The 22508-nt window shown below is 72.0% G+C and carries 19 protein-coding genes and 1 riboswitch; of the genes, 5 read left to right on the forward strand and 14 right to left on the reverse strand.

The window, feature by feature from the left end:
• The first annotated feature begins 61 nt into the window (after positions 1–61).
• Complete coding sequence (locus tag AB0K18_RS16135) at positions 62–2290, forward strand: M64 family metallopeptidase (protein WP_364914777.1); 2229 nt, start codon at positions 62–64, stop codon at positions 2288–2290.
• Here the strand turns inward: AB0K18_RS16135 and AB0K18_RS16140 are convergent.
• From AB0K18_RS16140 to AB0K18_RS16180, 9 genes are all read right to left on the reverse strand, one after another.
• On the reverse strand, positions 2234–3229 hold the full coding sequence (locus AB0K18_RS16140; RefSeq protein WP_364914778.1) for an aminoglycoside phosphotransferase family protein: 996 nt from the start codon (positions 3227–3229) through the stop codon (positions 2234–2236). The genes AB0K18_RS16135 and AB0K18_RS16140 overlap by 57 nt on opposite strands.
• Positions 3230–3248: 19 nt before the next feature.
• A complete protein-coding gene (locus AB0K18_RS16145; RefSeq protein WP_364914779.1) occupies positions 3249–4247 on the reverse strand; it encodes a LacI family DNA-binding transcriptional regulator in 999 nt (332 codons plus the stop codon).
• On the reverse strand, positions 4228–5637 hold the full coding sequence (locus AB0K18_RS16150) for a GH1 family beta-glucosidase (RefSeq protein WP_364914780.1): 1410 nt from the start codon (positions 5635–5637) through the stop codon (positions 4228–4230). Before AB0K18_RS16150 ends, AB0K18_RS16145 begins: the two co-directional genes overlap by 20 nt.
• Positions 5634–6464 carry a carbohydrate ABC transporter permease gene (locus tag AB0K18_RS16155; protein WP_345402170.1) on the reverse strand — a complete coding sequence of 277 codons (831 nt, stop codon included), beginning with the start codon at positions 6462–6464 and terminating at the stop codon, positions 5634–5636. The genes AB0K18_RS16150 and AB0K18_RS16155 overlap by 4 nt, the downstream gene beginning before the upstream one ends.
• Positions 6461–7414, reverse strand: coding sequence for a sugar ABC transporter permease (locus tag AB0K18_RS16160; protein WP_364914781.1), 954 nt, complete (start codon positions 7412–7414; stop codon positions 6461–6463). Before AB0K18_RS16160 ends, AB0K18_RS16155 begins: the two co-directional genes overlap by 4 nt.
• 57 nt (positions 7415–7471) lie before the next feature.
• Positions 7472–8812, reverse strand: coding sequence for an extracellular solute-binding protein (locus AB0K18_RS16165; protein ID WP_364914782.1), 1341 nt, complete (start codon positions 8810–8812; stop codon positions 7472–7474).
• A 390-nt stretch (positions 8813–9202) separates the two neighbouring features.
• The gene (locus tag AB0K18_RS16170; RefSeq protein WP_364914783.1) at positions 9203–10450 is read right to left on the reverse strand and encodes an RNA polymerase sigma factor; all 1248 of its coding nucleotides are present in this window, start codon (positions 10448–10450) and stop codon (positions 9203–9205) included.
• A gap of 42 nt (positions 10451–10492) precedes the next feature.
• Positions 10493–10933, reverse strand: coding sequence for a YciI family protein (locus AB0K18_RS16175; protein WP_364914784.1), 441 nt, complete (start codon positions 10931–10933; stop codon positions 10493–10495).
• Between the two features lie 100 nt (positions 10934–11033).
• A complete protein-coding gene (locus AB0K18_RS16180) occupies positions 11034–11582 on the reverse strand; it encodes a hypothetical protein (protein WP_364914785.1) in 549 nt (182 codons plus the stop codon).
• Between the two features lie 126 nt (positions 11583–11708).
• On the opposite strand from AB0K18_RS16180, the gene AB0K18_RS16185 reads away from it, so the two are divergent.
• Together AB0K18_RS16185 and AB0K18_RS16190 are read left to right on the forward strand one after the other, a co-directional pair.
• On the forward strand, positions 11709–13370 hold the full coding sequence (locus tag AB0K18_RS16185) for an ABC transporter ATP-binding protein (RefSeq protein ID WP_364914786.1): 1662 nt from the start codon (positions 11709–11711) through the stop codon (positions 13368–13370).
• Complete coding sequence (locus AB0K18_RS16190) at positions 13367–15118, forward strand: ABC transporter ATP-binding protein (RefSeq protein ID WP_364914787.1); 1752 nt, start codon at positions 13367–13369, stop codon at positions 15116–15118. The genes AB0K18_RS16185 and AB0K18_RS16190 overlap by 4 nt, the downstream gene beginning before the upstream one ends.
• A 62-nt stretch (positions 15119–15180) precedes the next feature.
• Here the strand turns inward: AB0K18_RS16190 and AB0K18_RS16195 are convergent, their stop codons facing one another.
• From AB0K18_RS16195 to AB0K18_RS16205, 3 genes are all read right to left on the reverse strand, one after another.
• Positions 15181–15879: a CHAP domain-containing protein gene (locus AB0K18_RS16195; RefSeq protein ID WP_364914788.1), complete on the reverse strand. Its 699-nt coding sequence runs from the start codon at positions 15877–15879 to the stop codon at positions 15181–15183.
• A 12-nt stretch (positions 15880–15891) separates the two neighbouring features.
• A riboswitch (cyclic di-AMP (ydaO/yuaA leader) is annotated at positions 15892–16028 on the reverse strand.
• A 116-nt stretch (positions 16029–16144) separates the two neighbouring features.
• Complete coding sequence (locus tag AB0K18_RS16200; RefSeq protein WP_364914789.1) at positions 16145–17098, reverse strand: Gfo/Idh/MocA family oxidoreductase; 954 nt, start codon at positions 17096–17098, stop codon at positions 16145–16147.
• Positions 17099–17180: 82 nt separating this feature from the next.
• The gene (locus tag AB0K18_RS16205; protein ID WP_364914790.1) at positions 17181–17996 is read right to left on the reverse strand and encodes an aldo/keto reductase; all 816 of its coding nucleotides are present in this window, start codon (positions 17994–17996) and stop codon (positions 17181–17183) included.
• Between the two features lie 93 nt (positions 17997–18089).
• Between AB0K18_RS16205 and AB0K18_RS16210 the strand changes: the two genes are divergently transcribed.
• A complete protein-coding gene (locus AB0K18_RS16210; protein ID WP_364914791.1) occupies positions 18090–19034 on the forward strand; it encodes a hypothetical protein in 945 nt (314 codons plus the stop codon).
• Positions 19031–20197 carry a DUF6716 putative glycosyltransferase gene (locus AB0K18_RS16215; protein ID WP_364914792.1) on the forward strand — a complete coding sequence of 389 codons (1167 nt, stop codon included), beginning with the start codon at positions 19031–19033 and terminating at the stop codon, positions 20195–20197. Before AB0K18_RS16210 ends, AB0K18_RS16215 begins: the two co-directional genes overlap by 4 nt.
• Here AB0K18_RS16215 and AB0K18_RS16220 read toward each other — a convergent pair.
• Both AB0K18_RS16220 and AB0K18_RS16225 read right to left on the reverse strand, forming a co-directional pair.
• Positions 20181–21434 (reverse strand): polysialyltransferase family glycosyltransferase, encoded by a 1254-nt coding sequence (locus AB0K18_RS16220; RefSeq protein ID WP_364914793.1) that lies wholly within the window; start codon positions 21432–21434, stop codon positions 20181–20183. The two genes, AB0K18_RS16215 and AB0K18_RS16220, sit on opposite strands and share 17 nt — an antisense overlap.
• Before the next feature lies 1 nt (position 21435).
• Complete coding sequence (locus AB0K18_RS16225) at positions 21436–22416, reverse strand: glycosyltransferase family 2 protein (RefSeq protein WP_364914794.1); 981 nt, start codon at positions 22414–22416, stop codon at positions 21436–21438.
• Positions 22417–22508: the final 92 nt, after the last annotated feature.

The raw sequence follows: 22508 nt of genomic DNA on the forward strand, positions 1-22508 counted from the left end.
CCAGCCCAGGCGTGATCGAATCGGGATGGACTATCGGAGCCTGTCACCCGATAGTGCGATCATGCGTATTTTCGCGGCCCTGACACTGGCCGCCACTGTGTTATTCGCTCCGGCGGCCCCCGCGCCCGCCGCCGAGCCCGGCTCGGCCACCGTCGTGCCCGTGCAGGTCACCGGAGCACCGGCCAAGCGGTTCAACCTGATCGTCATGGGCGACGGTTACACCGCGGCCGAGCAGGACGAGTTCCGGGCGGACGTGGACCGGCACCTCAACGTGATGTGGTCCATCGAGCCGTTCAAGTCGTACCGGAACTACATCAACGTCTACCGGATCGACATCGTCTCCGGCGAGTCCGGCATCAGCTGCGACCCCGGACTGGACGCGCCGCGCAGGACCACCCCGCTCAGCATGGGCTTCTGGGGCCGCTGCAACCCCGCCAGCGTGCAGCGCCTCATCACCATGGACAACACCGCCGCCACCCGCTACGCCGACCTGGTCACCGGCACGACCTCGGGCAACCGGCAGATCCTCGCGCTGGCCAACAGCGGCACGTACGGCGGCGCCGGCGGCTCGTACGCCACCGCGTCGGGCAGCAACAGCATGTCGGCCCTGATCAGCCCGCACGAGCTGGGCCACTCGCTGGGCGGCCTGCAGGACGAGTACGACTACTACCAGCGCGGCGTCCCCGGCGGCGCCTACACCGGGCCCGAGCCGTCGTCCGCGCACCACACGCTGCTGACCGAGCAGCAGATGCGCGACCAGCGCGGGAAGTGGTGGCGCTGGCTGGGCGAGGAGAGCGAGTCGGGCGGCACGATCGGCCGCTACGAGGGCGGTCTGTACTACACGACGGGCGTGTGGCGCCCGAGCGCCCACTCGATGATGAAGACCCTCGGCTACGCCTACGACCAGGTCGGCCGCGAGGTCATGGTGCAGCGCATCACCGCGAAGACCGCGGTCGTGCAGGACGCGACGCCGTCCGGCGCGCCGGTGGGCGCGGACCGGGTGCTGTGGGTGGAGCCGATGCGGCCGGTCGGCCACTCCCTGGTCACCACCTGGACGGTGGACGGCGAGCAGGTCGAGGGCGACCGCGACGCGCTCGACCTGAGGACGCTGAACCTGTCGCCCGGCAGGCACACGGTCACCGCGACCGTCGCCGACCCGACGGACTTCGTCAGGGACCCGGGGATCAAGGCGGCCGTCAGCGCCACCCGCACCTGGACGGTGGACACCGCGCTCACCACTCCGCCGGACGGCGTCGCGCCGGCGTTCGTCTCGTCCACGCCGACCGACCGTCCGGTGGGCCGCGAGGACGTCGTGTACGTGGAGACCACCCACCCGGCGGCGACCGTCCCCGAGGTCACCTGGACGCTGAACGGCAAGAGCCACCAGGGCACCGACCTGGATCTGGGCGAGCTGGACCTGCCCGAGGGCACGCACACGCTCACCGCGGCCCTGGCGGGCGAGACGCTCACGTGGACGGTGGACGCCACCGCGCCGCGCACGGCGTACGAGCTGTCGGAGCCGCTGGCCAGGTCGGGCGACACCTACGTCTACAACGGCCCGTTCACGATGCGGCTGACCGGCGACGACGACCACGACGGCTACGTGGTCTCGGAGTCGCGGGTGGACGGCGACGGCTGGTTCAACTACTTCGGCTGGCCGACGTCGTCCGAACTGCCGTGGACGTTCTCCGAGGAGGGCACGGAGATCGACTCGCTGGTCTACGGCAAGCTGCCGCGCGGCCGGCACACGATCGAGTACCGCTCGATGGACGCGGCCGGCAACTACGGCAGGCCGAAGAGCTTCACCGTCACCACGATCGCGCCGCCGCCCGCCTGCACCCGCACGATCAAGGGCGCGCACCGGGGCCCGCTCACCGTCACCGCCGGCGTCACCTGCCTCGACGGCGCCGAGGTCACCGGCACGGTCACGGTCGGAAAGGACGCGTCGCTGGTGGCCTCGGGCGGCCGGATCACCGGCGCGGTCAGCGCCGACCGGCCCGCCGAGGTGCACCTGCTCGGCACCCGGGTCAGCGGCGCGCTCGCGGTGCACGGCGCGGCGAACCTGACCGTCGCCGGCGCCGACCTGCGCGGCGCGGCGCTGCTCACCGGGCTCAAGAGCGGTGCGGCCGTCCTGTCGGGCAGCACGGTCAAGGGTGCGCTCGCCTGCTCCGGCGGCACGCCGGCCGACCTCGGCGTGCCGAACACGGTCAAGGGCGGCAGCAGCTGCGGCGACCTAATCGACGGGCCGCGCGGCCGCGCGTACGAGGCGGTTCAGCACGTCCGTCAGTGACGCGGTCGCGGCGTCGCGGACCCTGGCGTACTCGTCCGGCGGGTACTGCCGGGGTCCGTTCTCGATGAGCAGGATCAGGTAGAGGTAGGCGCGGTAGAGGTCGAGCCTGGTGCGGGCGGCCGGGGTGAGCTCCAGCGGCGTCACCTCGCGGTAGCCGGCCAGCAGCGGGTCGTCGTCGGCCAGCTCGCCGAAGATCGTCGGCGTGACGAACTCGGCCAGCGGGTCGCCCCAGAAGGCCCGCTCGTGGTCGATGATCGCCTGGATGCGGGGCGGCCCGCTCACGTCGAGGAAGACGTTGCCCGCCCACACGTCGAAGTGCACCAGCCGCGGCGTCGTCACCTCGTCCAGCACCGGCGCCGCCGCCTCGGCGATCGCCATGATCTCCGCGGCGGGCAGCGGCAGCGGCGTCGGGTAGCGCTCGGTGTCGCCCAGCAGCGCCGCCACCATCGCGAGGAAGGCCGAGCGCCACGTGGGGCCGGTGATGCCCGCGTGCGGATAGCCGAACACCTCGCCCGTCACGGTGTTGAACCTGGCAAGGTGGCGGCCCAGCTCTCTGCGCAGCGCGGCCTCGCCGTCCGGCTTGACGTCGTTCCACGACACGCCGTCGAGCGCGGCCAGCAGCAGGTAGTCGCCGCCCAGCACCGGGTCGTCGAACCCGGCGCGCAGCAGCGCCGCCACCGGCACGCCCGCCTGCGCGGCCAGGCCGATCGCGGCGGCCTCCATGCGCAGCAGGTTGCGCTCGTAGCTGAGCTGGTCGAGGTCGGGCGGCGGGCTCAGCTTGAGCACCGCGTCGCGGCCGTCGGCCAGTCGCAGCCGCCACACGGCGTTGGCGTAGCCGTCGGTCAGCTCGGTGGCCGACTCGACGCCCACGCCCACCGCGCGGCGGGCCAGGGCGTCGAGCTCGGCCGCCGCTAAACGCCGCTTGGTCCTGCTGTCCATGGCCCTCGCATCCTGCTGCTCATGCGGACTCCCGGCGTACGAGGTGGGTGTCGAGGATCACCACGGGCTGGCGCAGCTCCTCGCCGTTGATGCGGGCCACCAGAAGCTGGGCCATCTGCCGCCCCATCGCCTCGGTCGGCTGGTGCACGGTCGTCAGCGGCGGGTCGGCGTGCAACGCGGCCTTGGAGTCGTCGAACCCGATCACCGCGACGTCGTCGGGGATCGAGCGGCCCTCGGCCCTCAGCACGCGCATCGCGCCGAGCGCCATCGGGTCGGAGGCGGCGAACACCGCGTCGAGCTCGGGGTGGGCGCGCAGCAACTCGGTCATCGCCGCGGCGCCGCTGTGCTCGGAGAAGTCACCGTAGGCCACGAGCTCGGGAAGGCCCGAGGGCAGCAGCGCGTCTCGGTAACCCGAGAGCCGGTCGACGCCCACGCCCATGTCCTGGGAGCCGGCGATCGTGGCGATCGCGGTGCGGCCGAGGCCCAGCAGGTGTTTGACCGCCTGCCGGGCCCCTGCCCTGTTGTCCATGTCCACATAGCTGTAAGGGTCGAGGCCGACGGGGCGGCCGCCCAGCACGGTCGGCACCCCCATCGTCTCCAGCCTGCCCGGCAGCGGGTCGGCCCCGTGCAGGGACAGCAGCAGCACGCCGTCGACGTGCTGGCCCGTCAGGTAGTGCTCGAGCCGCGCGTGCTCCTCCGGGGTGCGCGCCATCGCGAGGATGAGCTGCAACCCGGTCTCGGCCAGCGCCGAGCCGATGCCGCGGATCGTGCCCGCGAAGTACGGCTCGTCGAAGACCCGGAACTGGGACTCGGACACCACCAGCGCCACCGTGTCCGTGCGGCGCGTCACCAAGGCGCGCGCCGCACGGTTGGGCACGTAGCCCAGCTCGCGGATCGCCAGCTCGACGGCCTCGCGGGCCTTCGCGCTGACGTTGGGCGAGCCGTTGATGACTCTCGACACCGTGCCCCGGCCCACCCCGGCCCGAGCAGCGACTGCCTCAAGAGTCGGTCGGTTCATGGCGCCTATTCTGCCGGATGATCTCCGAGTACCAGAGCGCGCTGTCCTTCAGAACGCGCTCCTGGGTCTCGAAGTCCACCAGCACGAGGCCGAATCGCTTGCCGTAACCCCAGGCCCACTCGAAGTTGTCCATCAGCGACCAGGCGAAATAGCCCTCCAGCGGCACGCCCGCGTCGATGGCCTCCTTGCAGGCGCCGAGGTGCGCCTCCACGTACGCCTGCCGCTCCCTGTCGTGGACCCGGCCGTCGTCCAGCACGTCGTCGAAGGCCGCGCCGTTCTCGGAGACCACCATCGGGATCGGCGGGTAGTCCCGCGCCACCCTGGTGAGGATCTCCACCAGGCCGCCCTCGTCGATCTCCCAGCCCATCGCGGTCACCGGGCGGCCGCCGTTGACGAACGAGACGTGCTCGCTGCCGACCCACGGAGACCCCGAGTCCGTGGGGGCCGCGGCGGCCGACTGCTTGCCGCCGGGCGCGCCCGAGACCGTGAAGCGGCTGTAGTAGTTGACCAGCAGCACGTCGAGGGGCGCGTTGATGGTCTTCATGTCGCCCGGCTGGATGAAGTCGGGCTCGACCGGCAGGTCGGCCAGCACGTCCTCCGGGTAGCGGCCGAGCAGCATGGCGTCCAGGAAGAAGCGGTTCTGCAGGCCGTCGATGCGGCGGGCCGCGTCCAGGTCGCGCTCGCTGTCGGTCTCCGGCGTGACCGCGTACAGGTTGACGCAGCCGCCGACCCGCTGGGCGTTCATCGCCTGCACGGACAGACCGTGGGCCAGGTTGAGGTGGTGCGCGCCCCTGATCGCGTTCTCCGGCTCACGACGGCCGGGGGCGTGCTCGCCCGAGGCGTAGCCGAGGAACGCGGCGCACCATGGCTCGTTGACCGTGCTCCACGTGTGGACGTAGTCCTTCAGCGCGTCGTGGACCGCGGCGGCGTACTCGGCGAAGCGGTAGGCGGTGTCGCGGTTGGGCCAGCCGCCCTCGTCCTCCAGCGCCTGGGGCAGGTCCCAGTGGTAGAGGGTCAGCCACGGGTCGATGGCGTGCTCGCGCAGTTCGTCGCAGAGCCGCCGGTAGAAGTCGAGGCCCTTCTGGTTGATCCGGCCGGAGCCGTCCGGCTGGATCCGGGGCCAGGAGACCGAGAAGCGGTAGGCCGACAGGCCCAGCTCCGCCATGATGGCGACGTCTTCCCGGTAGCGGTGGTAGTGGTCGATGGCCACGTCCGCGTGGTGCCCGTTCAGCACCTTTCCCGGCGTCTTGGTGAAGGTGTCCCAGATGGACGTGCCGCGCCCGTCCTCCGCGACGGCCCCTTCGATCTGGTACGCCGAGGTCGCGGCCCCCCACGCGAAGCCCGCAGGGAAGCGCAGCCCGGAACGCGTCTGTTCCTCTTGTGTCGTCACGCTTTGACCGCACCTTCCATGAGGCCGCCGACGATCTGGCGGCCGAATGCGACGAATACTGCGATGAGCGGAATGATGGACAACGCGGTGCCCGCGAAGATCAACGAGTACTCCGTGGAGTACCGCGCGTTGAGCCCGTTGATCGCGATCTGCACGGTCGGGTTGTCCTGGTTGAGCACGATCAGTGGCCACATGTAGTCGTTCCACATGAGCATGAACGTGTTGATGCCGAGCACGGCCATGCCGGGCCGCACGGCGGGCAGCACGACGTTCCACCAGATGCGCAGCGTGGCGGCGCCGTCCACCCGGGCGGCCTCGACCAGCTCCATCGGCACCGACTGCCGCGTGTACTGCGTCATCAGGAAGACGCCGAACCCGTTGAGCAGGTACGGCAGGATGACCGCCTTGAGGGTGCCCGTCCACTCCAGGCTCACCATGAGCCGGTAGAGCGGCACCACGCCCATCTGCTGCAGCGGCACCGCCATCGTCAGCAGCACCAGCAGCAGCAGCGCGTTGCGGCCACGGAAGTTCAGGTTGGCGAACGCGAAGCCGGCCAGCGTCGAGATGAGGATCACCGAGATCGTCACGACGCTCGCCACGATGAACGAGTTCGTCAGGCCGGCCACGAACTTCGCCTCGGGGTGCTGGAGCACCGCGATGATGTTCTGGCCCAGGTTGCCGCCCGGCAGGAACTTCGGCGGCGACGAGACCGCGTCGGAGTTCGTCCGCGAGGCGATCACCAGCATCCAGTACAGCGGGAACGCCGACAGGAAGATGGCCAGCCCGAGCAGCACCCGCGTCAGGACGGTCGGTTTCCAGATGGTCATTTCGTGCCCCCGATCCTGCGCACGAACGCGAAGTTGATCGCCGCTCCGATGAGGATCAGCAGGAACAGCAGCCAGGCCGCGGCCGAGGCGTAGCCGTAGTCGAACTCACGGAACGCCTCCTTGTAGACGAACATGGCCACCGTCTGGAACTGGCCCTGCGAGCCGCCGTCCGGGTTGCCGTTGTAGAACGTCATCGGCTCGGAGAACAGCGTCAGGCCGCCGATCGTGGAGTTCAGCACCACGAAGATCATCGTGGGGCGCAGCATCGGCAGCGTGATCTGCCAGAACTGCCGGCGCTGCGAGGCCCCGTCGATCGAGGCGGCCTCGTACAGGTCGCGCGGGATCGTCTGCATGCCGGCCAGGAAGATGATCGCGTTGTAGCCGGTCCAGCGCCAGTCGACCATGGTCGCGATCGCGATCCACGACGGCACGCGCTCGGCCCGCCAGTTCGTGTTGTCCACCCCGGCCATGCCGAGCAGCCAGTTCACCAGGCCCCAGTCGCGGGCGAACAGCTGCGTGAACACCACCGCCACCGCGACCACCGAGGTGACCAGCGGCAGCAGCACGCTCATGCGCAGCGCCAGCCGGAAGCGCATGCGCTTGTTCAGCGCGTTGGCCAGGAACAGCGCCAGCAGCATCTGGGGGACGGTGGCGATGATGAACATGGCCAGGGTGTTGACCGTGGCCCGCCAGAAGTCGTCGTCGCTCAGCAGCGCGGTGTAGTTGCCCAGACCGGCCCACTCGACGGTGCCGGTCAGGTCGTAGTCGTACAGCGAGTAGTAGAGCGTGAACGCCAGCGGGAAGAGCCCGAAGGCGGCGAACAGCAGGAAGTACGGGGACACCAGGAAGTACGGCATCGCCTTGACGTCCAGGCGGGAACGCCAGCGGCGGCCGGGCGGGCGGGCGCGGTGATTGCTCCGCGCCGCCCGCGGAAGGGTGTCGAGGCTCATAACAGACCTTTCGGCGGCAACAAGCCCGGCCCGCCCCGAGGCGGGCCGGGCGGGAGATCAGCCCGCGGCCTTCACCGCGTCGTCGACCAGCTGCTGCCAGGCCTTGTCGTACGGCACAGAGCCGTCGTCCATGCCCTGCACGACCGACTCGATCGCGCTCTTCACCTGCGCGTGCTTCACGCCGAGGAAGACCGGCTGGAGGCTGGCGGCGGACTTGGCGAAGATCTCACCGACGGGCGCGTCGTTGAAGTACTCGTTCTTCGCGCCCTGCACCGCCGGGTCCTGCTGCGCCTTCGTGTTGCTCGGCATGTTGCCGAAGTCGGTGAAGATGCTCGCCTGCGTCGTCGCCTGCGTCAGGTAGTCGGCGACCATCGCCGCCTCCTTCGGGTGCTTCGACTGCTTCGGCACGGCCAGCCAGGAGCCGCCCCAGTTGCCGCCGCCGCCGGGCACCGCCGCGACGTCCCACTTGCCCTTGCCCTCGTCACCGGCGTTGCCGCTGATCGCGCCGAGCATCCAGGACGGGCAGCCGAGCGTGGCGAACGCGCCCTTCTGGGTGCCCGTCGCCCACTCGTCGGTGAAGTTGCGCAGCTTGGCGGTCAGGCCCTGCTGGCTCAGCTTCTGGGCGAAGTCGAAGGCCGTCCTGACCGCCGGGTTCTTGTCGACGATCAGGTTGTTGTCCTTGTCGAAGTAGGAGACGTTGCCGTTCTTGGCCGCCTCCTGGTAGAGCACCACCTGGTACAGCGTGTTCGTGCCGTCGGCCCACTTGGTGTCCTTGACCTTCGACTGGAACTTCTCGCCGACCTTCAGGAACTCGTCCCAGGTCGGCCACAGCGCCCCGACCTCCTCGCGGTCGGTCGGCAGGCCGGCCTTCTCGAACAGGTCCTTGCGGTAGCACAGGCTCATGCCGCCGATGTCGGTGCCGAGGGCGAACAGCTTGCCGTCGGCGGCGACGCCGTTCTCCCACTTCCAGGCGGGGAAGTCGGCCTTGCGCGACTCGAGGCCGTGCTCCTTAAGGTCCGCCCACCACTCGGTGCGCGCCTTGGCCAGACCCATGCCGCCCTCGTCGATGCCGACGACGTCACCCGCGCCGCTGCCGGCCTGCAGCCACTGGATCATCTGGGGCCAGTACTGCTGCTCGAACTGGTCGGTCAGGTTCTCGTGCTGGATCTGGATGTCCTTGTGCTCGGCGTTCCACTTGTCGACGGCGTTCTTGTAGCCGAAGTTGGTGCCGCCGCCGAACGTCTGCACGCGGATGGTGATCGGCCCCGCTGCCGCGGAGGAGGCCGGGGCGCCGCTCTGCTCCGCGGTGCCACCGGAGCCGCACGACGCGACGGCGAGCGCCGCCGCGGCCAGGGCCGAGGCCGCGGCGAGGGTGCCGCGACGCTTCCTGATCATCATGGTGGAGCCCTTCTGGGGTGAATGTTGGGAGGGCACCGCGACACGCGCTCTGCCGCGGTGGAATCTTTGGGAGCGCTCCCACAAAGGGTGCACTTACCCGGTTCGCCCGTCAATCCCGCGAAACGCAACCGTTACCAATGGGGCGGTTTACCACTCGAAAATCGGATTTTTAGCCACATACGCCCCAAAGAGCTGATTGGGAGCGCTCCCATCACAAGAGGCATCTTTCGTGTCGCTTCGGGGCATGTCTCCTCACCTGAACGGGGCCTGAGCCTCCGGGTGTCATCATGGGGCGGGCCGGGGTCGCCGCGTACGCGGATCACCACGATCGACGTGGGCCGCGCGCACCCGGCCTTGGCCGGCCTGCTCGGGGCACGCGCCGTCGGCTGATCAGTCGGCGGGCGCGCAGGCGGCGGCGCGTTCCTCCAGGAGGGCGCGTTCGCGGGCGTTGCGGGTCATGGCGGCGGCGCGGGCGAACTCGGCACGGGCCTCGTCCCTGCGGCCCAGTTTGGCCAGCAGGTCGCCGCGCACGCTCGGCAGCAGGTGATAGCCCTTGAGCGCGGGCTGGCCGGCGATCTGGTCGAGCAGCGCGAGCCCGGCCGCGGGGCCGTACGCCATCGACAGCGCCACCGCCCTGTTCAGCTCGACGACGGGGGAGCGGGACAGCTTGGCCAGTTCCTCGTACAGGCTCGCGATCCGCGCCCAGCCGGTCTCCTCGGGTGCGAGCGCCCGAGCGTGACAGGCGGCGATGGCGGCCTGCAGCGTGTACGACCCCGGCGAGCCGGACAGCGCCTCGGCGCGTTCCAGCGCGGCCAGGCCGCGGCGGATGAGCAGGCGGTCCCAGCGGCCGCGGTCCTGCTCCAGCAGCAGGATCGGCTCGCCGGACGGCCCCACCCTGGCCGCCGACCGGGACGCCTGGATCTCCATCAGCGCCACCAGCCCGTGCACCTCGGCCTCCTTGGGCATGAGCCCGGCGAGGACGCGGCCGAGGCGGAGCGCGTCGTCGCACAGGGCGGGCCGCATCCAGTCGTCGCCCGCCGTCGCCGAGTACCCCTCGTTGAAGATGAGGTAGACGACCTCCAGCACGGACGACAGCCGCGCCGCCAGCTCCGCCCCCAACGGCACCTCGAACGGGATCTTCTTCTCGGCGAGCGTGCGCTTGGCGCGGACGATGCGCTGCGCCGCCGTCGGCTCCGGCACCAGGAACGCCCGCGCGATCTCATCGGTGGTCAGGCCGCCGAGCACGCGCAGCGTCAGCGCCACCCGCGCCTCCATCGACAGCACCGGATGGCAGGCCGTGAACACCAGCCGCAGCAGGTCGTCCTCGATCTCGTCGGGCTCCGGCGCCTCCTCGGTGAGGTCGATGCGACGGCCCAGCTCGGCGAGGTTGCGCTGGAGGCGTTCGTTCCTGCGGACGAGGTCGATGGCGCGGCGCTTGGACACCGTCATCAGCCACGCGCCGGGGTTACGCGGCACCCCCGACTCCGGCCACTGCTCAAGCGCCGCCACCAGCGCGTCCTGAGCCAGCTCCTCCGCCAGCCCGACGTCCCGGACGAGCCCGGCGAGCCCGGCGATGAGCCGCGCCGCCTCGATCCGCCAGACCGCCTCGATCGTCCGCTGGACGTCAGATCCCGTCACCGGCCCATGAGACCAGTCCGCCCCACGGCTTCGCAACCGGGATCAGGGGCGAGGCTCGTCTCCCAGCAGGCGCTCGCGCAGGGCCTGGTCGTATGCGTGCTGCTCCGGCGACAGCGTCCCCTCTGGTGTGTCAGAGCCGTCGAACACCTGCCACACCTCCAGGCCGACCCCGTCGTTCCCCGGCGGCACAGGGACGCGCAGCGCCCACTCGATGGCCTCCTCGCGCGACTTGACCTGGATCAGCCAGAAGCCCGCGATCAGCTCCTTGGCCTCGGTGAACGGCCCGTCGATGACGGTCGCCCTGCCGTCGCTGTAGGAGATCTGGGCGCCGTGCGAGCTGGGATAGAGGCCCTCGGCCGCCAGCAGCACGCCCGCCTTGGTCAGCGATTCGTTGTAGGCGCGCATGCCGTCCACGAGCTCCTGGCTGGGCACCGCCCCCGCCTCGGTCTCGGCGCTCGCCTTGCCCACGATCATGAACTTCATCGGTTCTCCTCGGGTCTCTTTCGAACGTTCTCTGCAAGGCGTCGAACGGCTGCGTCCCGGATCGACACGCCCCCGCGACTTTTCTCGGAGGCGCCGGACGTCAGGTCTGCGGCCAGGGCGGTGGGGTGGTGAGGGCGTGGAGGGCTTCGCGGGCGTTGCGGCCGGCGCCGGCGGAGACCTCTTTGCCTTCCCGGTCGCGCGCGACGGCCAGGACGAGGCCCTCGGCCGGGTTGTGGGCCAGCGTGATCGTGTGGCCGCCGACCAGCAGGGCGTCGGCGGTGGCCGTGCGGTCCTGCTGGGCGTCCTTGCCGAGCAGGACGTGCGCGCCGACCAGGCCGGCGACCGGCTTGCGGTGCCGGCCGAGCAGCACGGGCTCGCCGTACGGGTCGGCGACCTGGCGTACGAGGTCGCCCAGCTTGGACCGCGCGGTCGACAGCGGCACGAGCGGCAGGCCGGTGAGCACCCCGCCCACCCTGAAGAGCGGCACGAGGGCCGCCCACTCCCAGCGCTCGCGGGTGATCATGATGGTCCTGCCGCCCTTGGCCTCCTCCACGAGCCTGCCCCAGCGGGCGCGGGCGTCCTCGACCGCGAAGGGGACTCCCAGCATCGACACCATCTCGTCGTACGACGGCCGCTCACCGTGGATCATCGCCAAATCGTAAGGCGCCTTACAACTTTCCGCAATTGACCGGCGGGGCGGAACCGGGTTACCGTCCCGAGTGTGGCAAACCGATGTGAACACATTGGATTAACGAGGCTGCTGCCCCTGGCCGGGATGCGGCGCCTCGGGGCGTACGCGCCGGCCGTCACGGGCGCGGCCGTCCTCGGGCCGGTCGGCACGCTCCCGCTCGGCCGGCTGGTCACCCACGGCGGCGCGGGCCCGCTCGTCACCCTGCTGCTGGTGCTGCTCACCCAGGAGCTCTGCACGTCGCTGCTGGAGCCCGCAGGCGCCGCCGTGGCGCGGCGCATCGACGGGGTGCTGCGCCACCGGGTACGCGCCGCCGCCGCGGCCATGCCACTCGCCCGGCTCGAGACCGCCCACGTGCAGGGTGACCTGCGGCTCGCCCTGCACGGCCACCGGGGCGCCACACCCGGCACGGCGGCGGTGGCCGTGGTGGGCGAGGCGGGCCGGCTCGTCTCGGCTCTGCTCGGGGCCGCCGTCCTGGCCGTGCACATCGGCTGGCCGGCCGCCCTCGTCCTCGCGCTCGCCCTGGCCCAGAACCGGCGCATCGCGGCCATGCTCGTCGGGCCCGGGGGAGTGGAGTCACTGGCGGGCGGCCCGGCGCAGGCGCTCCTGCGGCGCCGCGCCGACTACCTGGCCGACGTCGCGGGCGGGCTCGGCGCGGCCAAGGAGGTGCGCGTGTTCGGGCTGCAGGCGTTCTTCACCGGGCGCTACTCGGCCGCCATGCGCGCCTACCTCGCGCCGCAGGCCCTGGTGCGGCGGGCCGTCGTGCGCGGCTACGCGTCGGTGCTGGGCCTGCAACTCCTCTCGGCCTCCGGTACGTTCGCCGTCCTCGCCTGGCACACCGCGGCGGGGCGGCTCGACGCGGGGGCGCCGGCCCAGTGCGTGCTGGCGGCGCTGCTGGTCTTCGCGTACGGGGCGGGCAGCCACCAGATGTTCGAGATCAGCCACGGCGCCGTCCCCCTCCAGGCCACCCTCCGCCTTCTCACACCCTCGTCCAGCGACGACACGGCCGACAAAGGGGACAAGGCTCTCGCGCTGGACGGCGTCTCCTTCGCCTACCCCGGCCGCCCGAGCCCGCTCCTGAAAGACCTGACCCTTCGCGTCCGCCCGGGTGAGCGGCTGGCGATCGTCGGGCTGAACGGCGCCGGCAAGACCACCCTGGTCAAGCTCCTCACCGGCCTCTACACCCCGTCCTGCGGCACCGTCACCAGCGGCCCCGCCGCCGTCGTCTTCCAGGACTTCGCGCGTTACCCGCTGCCGCTGCGCGACAACGTCCGCCTCGGCGACGCCGGCTATGACGGCACCGATGCCGACGTGCTCGCCGCCCTGGAGGCGGTGGACGCGCTGGACCTCGTGGCCGCGCTCCCCGCCGGCCTCGACACGCCCCTGTCGCGCGCCTTCACCGGGGGCCGCGACCTGTCCGGCGGTCAGTGGCAGAAGGTGGCGCTCGCCCGGGCCGTGTACGCCCTGCGCTCGGGCCGCCGCGTCCTCATCGTGGACGAGCCCACCGCCCACCTCGACGCCCGCGCCGAACGCGACGTCTTCGACCGGCTCCTCGACCACGCCAGGGGCCGCACGCTGGTGCTCGTCTCCCACCGCTTCGCCACCGTCAGCCGCGCCGACCGCATCGTGGTCCTGGACGGAGGCGTCATCGCGGAGGAGGGCGACCACGACCACCTCATGGCCCTGGGCGGCCGGTACGCCCGCTGGTACACCCTCCAGTCCACCCTCACCATCGGAGGCACCTCATGACCGGAGCCGCGTTGGGGGCGTTGGCGCGGGTGGCGTGGCGCATCGATCGGCGGGCGGTGGTCGTGCTGGCCGGGCTCCTGCTCGCGGGCGCCGTCAGCCACGGCCTGGTCGGGGTGTTCCTGCGGGAACTGACCGACGCCGCCACGCGTGGCCTCCTCGGACCGGCCGCCGTCCAGGCCGTGGCAGCGGGGGCGGCGCTGGCGGCAGGGGTGGCGCTGGGCCGGGCCGAGCTGGCGCTGATGCAGGAGCTGGCCGAGCGGATGGGGCTGGCGGTGCAGGAGGAGATCCTCGCGCTCACGGCGAGCCTGCCCACGATCGAGCACCTGGAACGGCCCGCGTACCTGGACAGGCTGCGCACGCTGCGCGAGGAGAGCAGGGAGCTGTACTTCGCGGTGTGGGCGCTGGCCCTGGTGGCCGAGCACGGCCTGCAGATCGGGCTGGGCGTGGCGCTGCTCGCCGCCGTGCACCCGCTGCTCCCGCTCCTGCTGGGCGCCGCCGTGCTGCCCTCACTCCTGGTACGCGGCCGCGCCGCCGCCCGCATCGACGCCGCCACGATTCGCACCGCCGAGACCGCCCGGCTGGAGCTGAGCCTGTCGGAGACGGCCACGTCCGCAGGGGCGGCCAAGGACCTGCGGCTCGGCGGTGCCGGAGAGGTCCTGGACGCGATGGCGGGACGGCACTGGGACGCGGTGTCGGCCGCGCTCGGGCGGGCGCGGCTGCGGGCGGGCCTGCTGACGTTCGCGGGCTCGGCCACGTTCCTCACGGGATACGTCGCCGCGCTCGCCCACGCCGCCTGGCTGGCCGGCCGGGGCCAGGCGACGGCGGGTGACGTGGTGCTGGTGGCCACGGTCGGCGTGCAGTTCGTCACCCAGGCCGCCCGCCTCGCCTTCCACCTCGGCTCGGCCGCCGCGGGCCGGCACGCCGCCACCCGCCTGGCCTGGCTCCGCGCCTACGCGGCCGCCCGTCATGAGCATCAAGGTGCCGCGGCGCCGCCGCCGGCGCTGCGCAGCGGCATCACGCTGGCCGGGCTCTCCTTCACCTACCCGGGGACGTCCCGCGAGGTGCTCCACGACCTCGACCTGCACCTGCCCGCGGGCGCCACGGTCGCGCTGGTCGGCACGCACGGGTCGGGCAAGACGACGCTGGTGAAGCTGCTGTGCGGGCTGCATCGGCCGTCGCGCGGCACGATCCTGGTGGACGGCCGTCCGCTCGGCGACCTCGCGCAGGACGCGTGGCAGGCCAGGGTCGGCGCCGTCTTCCAGGATCACGCCCGCTTCGAGCTGACGGCCGGCGAGACGGTCGGCGTGGGGGATCTGCCCAAGCTGCACGACCCCGCGGCGGTGGCGGGGGCGCTGGAACTGGCCGACGCCGGCCAGGTGGTGGCCGGGCTGCCCCAGGGGCTGGAGACCGAGCTGGGGGAGACGTTCGAGCACGGCGTACGGCTCTCCGGCGGGCAGTGGCAGCGGCTGGCCCTGGCCCGCGGGTCGATGCGGACGGAGCCGTTGCTGCTGGTGCTGGACGAGCCGACCGCCGCGCTGGACGCACCGGCCGAGAGCGCGGTCTTCGCCCGCTACGCCGAGGCGGCCAGGAGCCGTCCGGGAGCCGTCACGCTGCTGATCACCCACCGCTTCCCCACGGTGCGGATGGCGGACCTGATCGTCGTGCTCGGCGAAGGCCGGATCGTGCAGTGCGGCACCCATGACGAGCTCAGCGAGCTCCCGGGGCCGTACGCCGACCTCCTGACATGACGAACGCGCGCCCCGGGAAGGGGCGCGCGTTCCGCTGTCACGAAGAGGGACGCGAGGGAAGGTCAGCCGGCGTACTCGGGGTAGCCGTAGCCGACGACCTGCGACTTCGGCCGGACCCGCTCTTCGACCTTGCCGTTGCCGGTGTTGCCCTCGACGGTGGAGATGGTGCCGTCGTGGTTGTCCTTGACGACGAAGCCCACGTGCTGGATGTCGCTCAGGGACTTGCCGCCCTTCCAGGAGAAGAACACCACGGCACCCGGCTTGGCCTCGTGGCCGAAGCGCTCGTTGGCGGCGAACCACTTGGCGTGGGCGACGGTCCAGGCGTCCCAGCCGACCTGCGGGCGGGCGCCGGTCTGCTCGCCGACCCAGGACACGAACATCGAGCACCAGGCGGCGTTCAGGTAGGCGTTGCGGCTGCCGCCGTCACGGGCGACGGTCTCGGCGGCACGCTGCGAGTTGGCGTACCACTGCTGGAACTTGGTCCCGCCGCCGCTGGCGTTCTCCGAGACGCCCACCTGCGCCCTGGCTACGGCCAGGACCTGGTCGGCGGTGGCGGTGATCTTGGTTTCGTCACGCTCGCCCGCCTTGTGGGCGGCGAGCGCGCTGGCCGGGTGCTTCGCGGCGGTGGCCGCGGCGACCGCGGTGGAGGTGTCGGCGTGGGCCGCGGCGGGGACGCCGAAGGCCGAGGCCAGGACGCCGGCGCCGAGGACGGCGCGGGCGATGGTGCTCTTCGAGACAGCGGTAAGACGATGCTTGGCCATCGAGGGGGTTACTCCTTGCTTCCATGCCGCTTACCGGGTTAGCTGACGGGTTCGGGCGTGGAAGCTGCCCTACGGCACCGAAGTGCCGATTCACCCCAAAGGACATGGGTCCCCGGTTCCGCACGTGGCGGATTCAGCGGTCACAGGACGATCCTGTGATGTGTCGTGCGATGGTCTGACATAGCCGGACAAACCGGACGTATGCCTCAAGATGCCCATAAGGTAATACATGAGGCAAGAGGATTACAAATCCATAAAAGTAAAGTCAGCCGAGCTGACTGCGCGCCTCGGCCAGAAGCCCCATCATGGCAAGGGATTCGTCAAGCGGCATGATCGAGGATTCGGTCCTGCCTTCGGCCGTGGCGGCGCGGACTTCGCGGAGCTCTCCGGCGTAACCGTTGTCGGCCGGGTCGAGCACGTGCTCTTCCGGCTCCATCGCCGGCCCGGAGAGCACGATCCGCTGCGGTGCCCAGAACGGTGCCTGGATGTCCGCCCGCATCTGGGTACCTACAACACTGGCCCCGTTCGGGTAATTCCCGAGCAATGAGGTGGCCACGAGAGCGTGCCGCCCGCCGGGGTAACGCAAGACGCCGGCCGCCTCCGCGTCAACGCCGTTCGGGGCCAGGGAGCCGGTGACGTGCAGGTCGGTGGGCATGCCCAGGATGAACTGGGCCAGCCCGAACGGGTAGATCCCCAGGTCGAGCAGGGCGCCGCCGCCCAGCTCCGGAGCCCACAGGCGGTGCGCCGGGTCGTACGGATGGGCGAAGCCGAAGCTCGCCTGCACCGACCGGATCTCCCCGAAGCGCGGATCCTCCTTGATGCGCCTGATGAGCGGGTTGAACCGCATCCACATGGCCTCCATCAGGAAGACCCCGGCCTCGCGGGCCAGCCGCACCATCTTCTCCGCGTCGTCCACGGTCGCGGCCAGCGGCTTCTCGCACAGCACCGCCTTGCCCGCCGCGATGGCGGCCGCGGCGACCTGCAGGTGCTGGGCGTGCGGGGTGGCCACGTAGATCGCGTCCACCGCCGGGTCGGCGCACAGCTCCTCATAGGACCCGTACGCCGACTCGGCGCCCAAGGTCGACGCCAGGGCCTGCGCCCTGGCCAGGTTCCTGCTTCCTACGGCGGCCACCCGCATGCCGGGCTCCGCCACGATCGCCGCACCCACGGTACGGGCGATGCCGCCGGTGGCGGCTATTCCCCAAGTGAAATCTCGCACGCCGGCGATCGTATACGGAAGGCAAATATGGGCTTATGTCGGTAGTGCCGGAAATATCAGGAATGTCGTTTTGTCACATCCGTCACTCGAACGAGTCGGGGTCGGGCCCGAGCCGCTGCCCCCGGCTGAGCGCCCCGATGGCCGCGAGGTCCTCGGCGTCCAGGATGAAGTCGAAGACGTCGATGTTCTCGGCGATCCGCGCCGGCGTCACCGACTTCGGGATCACCACGTTCCGGAGCTGCAGGTGCCAGCGCAGCACGATCTGCGCCGGCGTCTTGCGGTGCTTGTCGGCCAGCACCCGCAGCGCCGGGTCGTCGAGCAGCCCCCTGCCCTGCCCCAGCGGGCTCCACGCCTCGGTGAGGATGCCGTTGGCCTCGTGGAACTCGCGCATCTGCCGCTGCTGGAAGTAGGGGTGGAGCTCGATCTGGTTGATGGCGGGGACGATGTCGGCCTCGTCCATGAGCCTGGTGAGCGTCTCGACGGTGAAGTTGGAGACGCCGATGGCCTTGGCCCGGCCGTCCCGGTAGATCTTCTCCATGGCCTTCCACGCCTGCACGTACTTGTCCTGCCGCGGCATCGGCCAGTGGATGAGGTAGAGGTCGACGTAGTCGAGGCCGAGCCGGGCCAGCGACTCGTCGAAGGCGGCCTCGGCGCGGGCGTGCTCGCCGTTGGCCAGCTTGGTCGTGACGAACACCTTCTCCCTGGGCAGCCCGCTGTTGCGCACCGCCCGGCCCACGCCCTCCTCGTTGCCGTAGGCGGCGGCCGTGTCGATGTGCCGGTAGCCGGCCTTGAACGCGGTCGTGACCGCCTGCTCGGCCTCCTCGGCAGGTACCTGCCAGACGCCATAACCGAGCTGCGGGATCTGCACGCCGTCCGTGTTGAGCATGAGCGAGTTCATACCCTCCATTGTTCACGCCGCGTTCCTGGCGGCTTAAGCCGGGCGGGCTAGCTTGAAGCGGTCGTGAACGGCCCATCACCTGGGAGGGCAGGAGTGGTCGAACAGGCGTCGGCCTGGGTGGAGTCACCGCTCCAGATGCTGTGCGCCGTCGAGGCCCACCACGCCGGGCTGCTCGGCCCGGCCACGGCGGTCGTGCCGCGCGCCGGCCTGCGCCCGCTCAAGGCCACCCGGCGCGAGCTGCGCTCGATGGCGCTGCCCGGCGGGCTGGAGCTGGCCGAGCCGCGCGAGCGCATGCCGCGCCGCGCGCTGGCGGTGGGCGACGCCTTCTCGGGACGGGTGCAGCTGCGCTGGCTGCTGTCCAGGCCGGGACGCGTCGTCGTGGTGGACGACGGGCTGGCCACGCTGCGGCTGCTCGAACTACTGGCCGCCGGGCCGTACCGGCCGCTGCTGCGGGCCCGCGCCGAAGGGGGACGGCTGCGTGCGGTGCTCGGCCTGGCCGCGGCGCTGCGGCTGCGGCTGAGCGAGGTGTCGGTCTTCACCGCGCTGCCCGTGGACGACCGGCTCGCCGAAGCCGTACGGGAAGCAGGGGTGCATCTCGTCCGCCACGACTTCGCCTGGCTGCGCGCGCAGCCGCCCAGCTCCGAGGGCCCCGCCGAGCGTACGGTCGTGCTCGGCACCTCGCTCGTCCGCAACGGTCTCATCCGCCGCGACCACTACCTGCGCTGGCTGACCGACCTGGCCGCGCGCGAGCCGCTCGCCTACTACCCGCACCGCCGCGAGGACCCCGTGGACGTCGCGCTGATCCGGGAGCGTCCCGGCATCACCGTCCACGACGGCGGCGTGCCGGCCGAGCTGACGCTGCGCGGCCTCGACGCGGACCAGCGCGTGCTCAGCCTGCCCTCGACCGCGATCACGTCGCTGCGCGTGCTGCTCGGGCCGCGCGGCGTCGCCGTCGAGCCCGTGGACGTACCCGATGACTGGTGGACCAGCAGGGCGGTGCCCGCCCTGCGCTCGCATTTGACAGGAGTTCCCGGGTGAGAGTGCTGGCCGTCGCCGACTCCGACTCGTATCTGAAATGGGCGGCCTGCCTGCTCGACGACCTGCCTCCCGGGTGCGTGACCGACCTGGTCGTGGTCCGCACGCCGATCGCGCCCTCGCCTGAGCAGATCGCCGCCGCCGTGGGGGAGCGGGCCGTGCCGCCGGTGCTGTCGGCGCGGTCGCTGCGGCGGCTGGCCGAGCGCACCAGGCCCGACGCGATCCTGGTGGCTTGTACGGGCCCGGTGGTGGACGTGCTGGTCGCCGAGGTGCTCGACGGCCTGCGGCCCCGGCCCGTCTTCGTCTCCGGCCTGCCCGGCATCTCCGTGCCCGCCACGGAGAAGGCGTGGACGTTCCGCAGCGGCTGCGACCTGTTCGTGGTGCACAGCGAGCGCGAGGTGGCCGAGTTCACCGCGATCGCCGGCCGGCTCGGCGGCGGTGGCGCGGTGGGCCTGGCCAGGCTGCCCTTCCTGCGGCCCCAGCGGGGCGCCGGCGGCGGCGACCGGGTGGTGTTCGCCACTCAGGCCAAGGTGCCGCGCGAGCGGCGGCAGCGCGAGCAGATCCTGCTGTCGCTGGCCGCGCTGGCGGCCGACCGGCCCGACCTGGAGGTCGTGGTCAAGCTGCGCGCCCTCGACGGCGAGCGGCAGACGCACAACGAGCGGCTGCCGTACCAGCGGTTGTGGCGCGAGATGGGGGAGCCGGGACGGCTGACGTTCGCGGCCGGGCCGATGCGGGAGCAGCTGGAGCGGGCGGCCGGGTTCGTCACGGTCAGCTCGACGGCGGCGCTGGAGGCCATCGCGATGGGGGTGCCGTCGCTGGTGCTGCGCGACTTCGGGGTCAGCGCCGAGATGATCAACCTGGTGTTCGAGGGCAGCGACCTGCTGGGCACGCTGGACGAGCTGGCCGAAGGCGGCTTCCATACGGCGTCGCCCACCTGGTGCGCGGCCAACTACTTCCACCCCGCCGAGCGCGACGACTGGGCCGGGCGGCTGGCCGGCCTCGTGGAGGCGGGGCCCGACACGCCCGCGCGGTCGCTGCTCGACGGGCCCGAGCACGCGGCGGCGCGGCGCAGGGCGAGGCTCCGCGTGGAGGTGCCGCCCAAGATGCTGCGGGTGGGGTACCGCGCCAAGCGCCGCGTGCGCCGCTACCTCAGAGCGCTGACCTGATTTTCCTGCGGATGCGGGTGAGCGTGCCGGGCCGGGCCGCCGCGGGCGGCGGTCCGGCCAGGCCGAGGGCCTCCAGGCGGCGGCGCTTGAAGTAGCGCGGGTCGAACGCGACGCCCTCGGGGCGCAGCCCGGGGTAGGCGTCGGCCTGCATGCAGTAGCCCACCGCGCGCACCAGCGCCGGCAGGTCCGTCTCCGGCGGCTGCTCGACGCCGCCGTCCGCCGACAGGCGCGGCAGCAGCGCGTCCACGATGGTGGCGGGCACGCGGTTGCTGTTCTCGTACGGGGTCAGCCGCTCCAGGACCAGCTCCGTGCCGTACGAGGCCACCGGCAGCCCGTAATAGCGCCACGCGGTCACCAGGGCCGTGGAGAAGCAGCCCACGACGAGCTCGGGCCGCAGCGCCGCGAAGCACGCCTCGGCCGGCACGCTCTCCCCGGCCACCTCCAGCCGCACGCCCGCCGGTCCCGCGGCGGCCCGCAGCAGCTGGGCGTGCCGGCGCCCGGCGGCCGGGTGCGGCTTGAAGAGGACGGAGGTGTGGCCGCGGGCGGCCAGCGCCTTCAGCATCGTCTCGTGCAGCGCGGCCTCCTCCTCGGGCGTGACGATCTCCAGCGCCGACAGGTACTGGCCGAGGACGACCGCCCGGCCTGCCGGCGGGGGCGGGGTGGCGGCGGCGACCTCGTCCACGATCGCGAGGAAACGCTCGGCGGGCAGGGTCTCGGGGGCGACGCCGTACTCGCTGAGCAGCAGCGGCGTCAGGCCCGGCACCAGGTCGAGGTGGAGCAGCCGGGTGACGCGGCGGAAGATCTCGGCGGGCAGCGGGTCGCGGGTGGGGCCGTAGCTCATCAGCCCGTCGGAGTAGACGGTGATCGGGCAGTCGCGCACCAGCCCGGCGATCGTCCGCGCGGGCGGCACCGCGATCGACTCCAGCACCAGCTCCGCCACGCCGTCCAGGCCCCAGTGGGCGCGGATGAGGCGCTCCAGCATCGGCACCTCGATGACGCGGGCCCGCCAGTCCGACGGGTGCAGCGGCGCGATCAGCTCGTTCCACGAGCGCACCTCGTCGAAGCGGGAGCGCAAGGCGGCGAAGCCGGGCGTCTCGTCCAGCGGCGTCGCCACCTCGGGCACGGCCGCGTTCGTGGAGACGATCAGCAGCCTGCGGCCGTCGCCGAAGCGGCCGTCGTCGATGGCCGCCGCCAGCGACATGGCGCCGAACAGCGTCGAGGCGTAGAAGACCCGCACGTCACAGCTCCTCGTGGTCGCGGCTGACCCGGAAACGCGTTCCGGGCGCCAGATCGGGCAGCAGGGCCCGCAGGGCGGCCTCGCGCTCGGCCGGCATGCCCGCCAGCGCCTCGGACACCTGCTCCTGCGGCAGCGTGCGCAGCATGTCCCTGCCGCGCTCCTCGAAGCGGGCGCGCAGCTCGGGCGTGAACCGGTCGCCGATGTTCAGGTGGTGGGCCAGCAGCGCGCAGAAGTTGCGCACCGCCTTGGGCAGGAACTCCGGCTCCAGGTCCTTCAGCACCAGCTCGAAGGCGTCGAAGAAGTGCAGCTGGCGCTCGTCGCCCACCTGCGTGAGCGAGCCCGGCACCAGGCGCCGGTAGAACAGGCCGGCCAGCGGCACCACCGCGAACGAGGCGGCCTCGCGGTGCAGCCGCCAGATCCACGGCCGGTCCTCCGCGGTGTGCAGCGAGCCGGGGAAGTGCAGCAGGTCGCCCAGCGAGCGCCGGTAGACGCCCGCCCAGGCGTACGGGTAGTCGACCATCGTGCGCACCCCCGCGGGCAGGATCGCCTCGCGGGGGTCGAGCACCGCGCCCCGCCGCGCCAGCGGGGCGCGGTGCACGACCCGCTTGCGGCCCTCCGCCTGCACGTGGTCGGTGCGGACGAAGTCGCAGCCGAGCCCGTCGATCGCGGCGACGAGCCGGGCCAGGTGGCCGGGGGCCAGCCAGTCGTCGCCGTCCATGAACGTGACGTACCGGCCTGTCGCCGCCGTCAGGCCCGTGTTGCGCGCGTCCGCCAGGCCCAGCGGCTCCGGGTTGCGCAGCACGGTCAGGCCCGGCAGGTCGCCGGCGAAGCCGGCGACGATGTCCGCCGTGGCGTCCACGGAGCCGTCGTCCACGACGATGAACTCGAAGCCGGGTGCGGCGTTGCGGCACAGGGAGGTGAGCGCGTCGGCGATGAAGCGCTCACCGTCCCGCACCGGCACGACGACCGAGAGCGTGATCAAAGCGGCTGGTCTCCTGGGGGATGGGAGGGGGTGGCCGTCGGTTCAGGGCCTGAGACGGCACCCGTCGCAGACGGCACCCGTTTCGGACGGCA

Origin of the sequence: Nonomuraea sp. NPDC049421 (assembly GCF_040677005.1) — a bacterium.
In the GTDB taxonomy this organism is placed as follows: Bacteria; Actinomycetota; Actinomycetes; order Streptosporangiales; family Streptosporangiaceae; genus Nonomuraea; species Nonomuraea salmonea.